Consider the following 4,367-nt stretch of genomic DNA (forward strand, 5'->3'; position numbering starts at 1 on the left):
GCGTCTGACAGTTTTTTTTTTTGATTGTTTTTTGTTTACCCTCCCCGCCGCCCGCCGCCCCGTGGTGTCTTCCCCCGGGCGGGCGGGGGCCCGCGGACGGTTGTCAGGCGGGTACCGCCTCGGTGTAACGGCTGGAGCGCGCCTTGCGGCCGCGGTCAGCCCTGCTGGGCCGACTTGCGGCGGCGCAGCGCCACGAGGGTGCCGACACCGGCGAGCAGCACGGCGCCGCCGGCCACGGCGATGGCGGTGGTGTCGTCACCGCCACCGGTCTGGGCCAGGGCCTTGTCGCCGTTGTCGGCGGCGGCCTTGGCCTTGGTGACGGCGGCCGGGGTGAGCGGCGGCGGGGTGAGGGTCGGGACGGCCACCGGGAAGTCGATCGGGCCGGCGGTGTCGCCGTTGCCGTCGGCCGGGGCCGGGGCGGAGGTCGACGCGGAGGCGGAGCCGGACGGCTCGCCCGTGGTCGGGGTGGTCGGGGTGGTCGGCGGGACCGAGGGCGACGGCGTGGTCGGTTCGGCGCTCGGGGTGGCCGAAGTGGAGGTGGTGGCCGTGGCCGTGGCCGTGGCGGTCGGCGACGTGCTCGCGGTCGCCGAGTGGGAGGGCGTCGGCGAGGTGGAGGTGGTCGGCGAGTGGGAGGCCGTCGGCGAGGTGCTCGCGGTCGGGCTGGGCTTGCCGGTGTGGGTCGGGGTGATGGTCGGGCTCGGCTTTCCGCCGCCGCCCGCCTTGATCACGAAGCCCGCGCCGCGGACGCCGTCGCAGCTGAGGTGGCCCCCGTCGACCGGCGCGTGGGTCTCGTCGTCGAGCTCGGCGGAGAACACCACCGGGACGACGCCGGCCCGGCCGAGCGGCGCCTCCGAGGCGAAGGAGACCCGGACCTTGATCGAGAAGCTCTTGCCGCGGTTCACGACGAGCAGGTCGTCGTCGGTGGGGTTGCCGTCCTGGCCGAGGGCGCCGAGCAGGGTGAGGACGGACTTGTCCTTGTCCTCGCCGCCGTCGGCGGCGACCGAACCGGTCTGCCACTGGCCGCCGGGCAGCTGGTACTGGACCTTGAGGTCCTTCGCCTTGAGCGAGCCCGCCTTGTTCTTGAACTTGAGCAGCGGGAGGAAGAGGAAGTCGTGCTTCGTCGAGTTGTCGATCTTGAAGGTGAAGTCGCGGGCGTCGCCGCCGGCGATGAAGGTGCCGGGCACGCCGTTCACCGAGAGGTCGAGGCTCTGGTGGGAGGCCTTGCCGGCCGCCTGGGCGGCGGCGGACGGGGAACCGGTGGTGCCGACGGCCATGGCGCCCTGGGCGCCGGACAGCACGAGCGAGGACGCGAGCGCGGCGACGCCGGCAAGGGCAAGACTGCGACGTATGGACAAGGGAGACCTCACGGAAGAGTCCGGGCGAGGCCCGGGGCGCGGCGGGGCGGGCGGCCGTGGACGCCTCGAACCCCTCGCGAAGCTTGAAAGTCCGACGGAGATTACCGAAGGATCCGGCCACTCCGGAAGGCGGGTGTCACGCTGGGGACCGCTCACGGGACGGGAGTGCCCGAATCGCCCAATTCCGTCCTGCAGTAAGGCTTTTGCTCTTTGCCGAAAGATGACCGGAGAGTGACGGGTACACGCCCGGAGGACCGTATCGCACGGCCTCACGTGGCGTGAAGCGATCGGTTGTGTGAACGTCTGGTGAGCGCCCGCGTGACCGCCCGCCGGAACGCGTGCGCGGGCTCAGCCCGTGAAGAAGGACTTGGCCGCGATCAGCGCCCGCTCGTCGCGCAGCACGTCCCCGGGGCGGGTGCCGTTGCCGAGCAGCGCGCCGCCCCAGCGCATCCCCATGTACTCGGCCGTCAGCCGGAGCGTGCCGATCAGCGGTTCGGCCTTGTCGTCCTCGGTGGCGAGGGCGGTGACGCCCCAGATGGTGCCGCCGCGCATCCGGGCACGGAAGTCCGCCCCGGGCTGCCGGAGCCAGGACGACCAGTGGTCGAGGTAGAGCTTCGCGCTGGTCGGCAGCGAGTACCAGTACAGCGGTGCGACGAAGACCAGGTCGGTGGCCGCCGACGTGGCGTCCAGCAAGGTCCGTTCATGACCGACCGGCTCGGGGTAGCGGCCGTCCCCGACGTGCCGCAGGTCCTCGAAGGGCGGCAGCGGGTGCTCGCTCAGCCGCAGCCAGCGCTGCTCCGACCCGGCCGGCAGGCTCGCCTCGGCGGCCAGCCGGGCGAGTTGCTCGGAGTTGCCGCCGGCACGCGAACTGGCGTCGAGGAACAGAAAGGTGCGCGGCGCCTCGGCGCCGGCCGGCTGGTCGGCCATCGGAACTCCCCCGGTCGGTGGTGCGGATGGAGGTGCGAGCACCCCCCGCACCCCGGTTATTCCATGTCCGGGGCCCGGGAGTTCACTCAGGCGGGCAGGCCGGCCCGGCGCCGGGCGACGGCCGCGACGGCCGCCCAGTCCTTGTCCGCGTCGCCGTGGGCCAGCGCGTCCAGGAAGGCGTCCCGCAGGATGCCGCCGAACGGGAGCGGGACGTTCCGCGCGGCCCCGGCCTCCAGGGCCAGGCCGACGTCCTTGAGTCCCAGCGGCAGTCTGAACCCGGCCGGCTCGTAGCGGCGTTCGGCCACCATCGCCCCGTAGCCGGAGTAGACCGGCCCCGGGAACAGCGTGCCGGTGAGCATCTCGACCAGGTCGGTCGGCCGGACGCCGTGGGCCTCGGCCAGGCTGCACGCCTCGGCCATCGACTCGATCGCGCAGGCCAGCAGGAAGTTGGTGCTGATCTTGGCGGTGTTGGCCTGTCGCGGGCTCGCACCGAAGTGCCAGGTGCGCTCCCCCATCGCGGCGAACAGCGGTTCCGCGCGGGCCAGCAGCTCCGGCGCGCCGGCGGTCAGGATGTTCAACCGGCCGGGGGGCGCGTGCGGGGGGCGGGGGGGGTCGGGGGGGGGGCGGGTTGCGGTGGCGGGGTCGGGGGGGTGCCCCCGGGCGCGCCGCGGGCGGCCCGCCCCAGGACCGGGGCGGCCAGGTAGCCGATGCCGTGCTCGGTGTGCAGCACCTCGGCGCGCTCGGCGAGCCCGACAGAGACGCTGGCCATGTTGACGTGCAGGGTCGTCGCGGCTCCCGCGAGCAGGGCGGGATCGAGCAGCAGCCGTTCGACCGCCTCGTCGTTGGCGAGCATGGAGACCACGGTGTCGGCGGCGTACACCTCGGCGAGCGTGCCGGCCGCCTCGGCGCCCTCGGCCACCAGGGCGGCCACCGGCTCGGGCGAGCGGTTCCAGACCCGGACGGCGTGGCCGGCCCGCAGCAGGCTGCCGGCCATGCCCCGCCCCATCGCGCCCAGCCCCACGAAGCCGATCGTCGCCCCGGCCATCGCACACTCCCGTCGCCGTCACCGTCACCGCATTGCGGATGACTGTACGTCAGGAGACGGTGGCCCCTGCGTACTGGACGGACTCACGCGCAGGCGCGCTCCGGCAGCCGGACGCGGCCGCGCTCCAGCTCGGTGACCACCCGGTGGCTCAGCAGCTCGTACTGGGCCTGGAGCCGGCCGGGGCGGGCCGGGCGGGCGACCGGACGGCCGGGGCTGACCAGTTCGTCCGGCCCGAACTGCTCGCGGGTGAGGTCGATCTCGATGCCGGTGGCGAAGCGGTTCCACCAGTGCAGATCCGTCCGGATCCCGCCGACGTGCACCTCGCCCATCATCAGCTCGCCGCCCAGCAGGTCGTGCACCACCATCGCCGTCACCCCGCACTGGCCGCGGGCGGGATTGTCGGGACGCCAGTGGGCCAGATCCTCGGGCGCACAGGTGTCGACACCCCAGGAGGAGCGGATCGCACGTTCGATGTCGTTGAGGGTCCACGCCGTCATACCGGGAAGCCTGCCATGCACCACTGACAGTGGCACCGGCTTTTCAGAGGGCCACCCCGTGTTCTGCGGAGACCTTCTCGATCTTCACCCGAACGAGCAGTTCCCCCGGCACGCCGTTCCGGGCCCCGTACTGCTCCGCGACGTCCTCCCCCATGTACCGGGCGGCGATCCGGGTGGCCCAGGCGCGCACCTCGGCCAGGTCCTCGCTCAGCCGGGCGGTGCCCTGCACGAGGACGTACGCGAAGGGCGGCCGGTCGTCGTCCACGCAGATCATCACCCGGCCGTCGCGGGCCAGGGTGCGGCCCTTGACGGTGCCCGCACCGGTGTTGAAGACGAGCTCGTCGCCGTCCAGCAGGAACCAGACCGGCGCGACGTGCGGGCGGCCGTCGGCCCGGGTGGTGGCGAGCTTGGCGGTGCGGGTGCCCTCGGAGAGGAACGCCCGCCACTGGTCATCGGTCATCGTCGGCATACCGCCCATCCTGGCCGGGGGGGGGGGGCGGCCCCCCCGCGCCGCCGCGGGGGCGGGGGGGCGGGGGGGCGGCG

Annotated in this window: 6 protein-coding genes; all 6 read right to left on the minus strand. The window is 73.6% G+C overall.

Annotated features, from left to right (window positions below; all coding sequences use genetic code 11):
* Nucleotides 1-155: 155 nt before the first annotated feature.
* Nucleotides 156-1,355, minus strand: coding sequence for an LPXTG cell wall anchor domain-containing protein (locus tag ACFV6I_RS37910; RefSeq protein WP_380430667.1), 1,200 nt, complete (start codon nucleotides 1,353-1,355; stop codon nucleotides 156-158).
* Nucleotides 1,356-1,703: 348 nt separating this feature from the next.
* Nucleotides 1,704-2,282: a flavodoxin family protein gene (locus ACFV6I_RS37915; RefSeq protein WP_063348561.1), complete on the minus strand. Its 579-nt coding sequence runs from the start codon at nucleotides 2,280-2,282 to the stop codon at nucleotides 1,704-1,706.
* Nucleotides 2,283-2,368: 86 nt separating this feature from the next.
* A complete protein-coding gene (locus tag ACFV6I_RS37920) occupies nucleotides 2,369-2,860 on the minus strand; it encodes an NAD(P)-dependent oxidoreductase (protein ID WP_380430670.1) in 492 nt (163 codons plus the stop codon).
* Entirely contained in the window at nucleotides 2,857-3,327 is a 471-nt protein-coding gene (locus ACFV6I_RS37925; protein WP_380430672.1) for an NAD(P)-binding domain-containing protein, read from the minus strand. The genes ACFV6I_RS37920 and ACFV6I_RS37925 overlap by 4 nt, the downstream gene beginning before the upstream one ends.
* 83 nt (nucleotides 3,328-3,410) lie before the next feature.
* Nucleotides 3,411-3,824 (minus strand): hypothetical protein, encoded by a 414-nt coding sequence (locus ACFV6I_RS37930; protein WP_063348559.1) that lies wholly within the window; start codon nucleotides 3,822-3,824, stop codon nucleotides 3,411-3,413.
* 43 nt (nucleotides 3,825-3,867) lie between these two features.
* Nucleotides 3,868-4,284 (minus strand): PPOX class F420-dependent oxidoreductase, encoded by a 417-nt coding sequence (locus tag ACFV6I_RS37935; protein WP_107453052.1) that lies wholly within the window; start codon nucleotides 4,282-4,284, stop codon nucleotides 3,868-3,870.
* Nucleotides 4,285-4,367 lie beyond the last annotated feature (83 nt).

Source organism: Kitasatospora sp. NPDC059803, assembly GCF_042732255.1.
Classification (GTDB): Bacteria; Actinomycetota; Actinomycetes; order Streptomycetales; family Streptomycetaceae; genus Kitasatospora.

Bases quoted from the DNA above. Each gene is read 5' to 3' on its own strand.
- ACFV6I_RS37930 (WP_063348559.1), bottom strand. From the start codon at position 3,824: ATGACGGCGTGGACCCTCAACGACATCGAACGTGCGATCCGCTCCTCC.
- ACFV6I_RS37915 (WP_063348561.1), bottom strand. From the start codon at position 2,282: ATGGCCGACCAGCCGGCCGGCGCCGAGGCGCCGCGCACCTTTCTGTTC.
- ACFV6I_RS37925 (WP_380430672.1), bottom strand. From the start codon at position 3,327: ATGGCCGGGGCGACGATCGGCTTCGTGGGGCTGGGCGCGATGGGGCGG.
- ACFV6I_RS37935 (WP_107453052.1), bottom strand. From the start codon at position 4,284: ATGACCGATGACCAGTGGCGGGCGTTCCTCTCCGAGGGCACCCGCACC.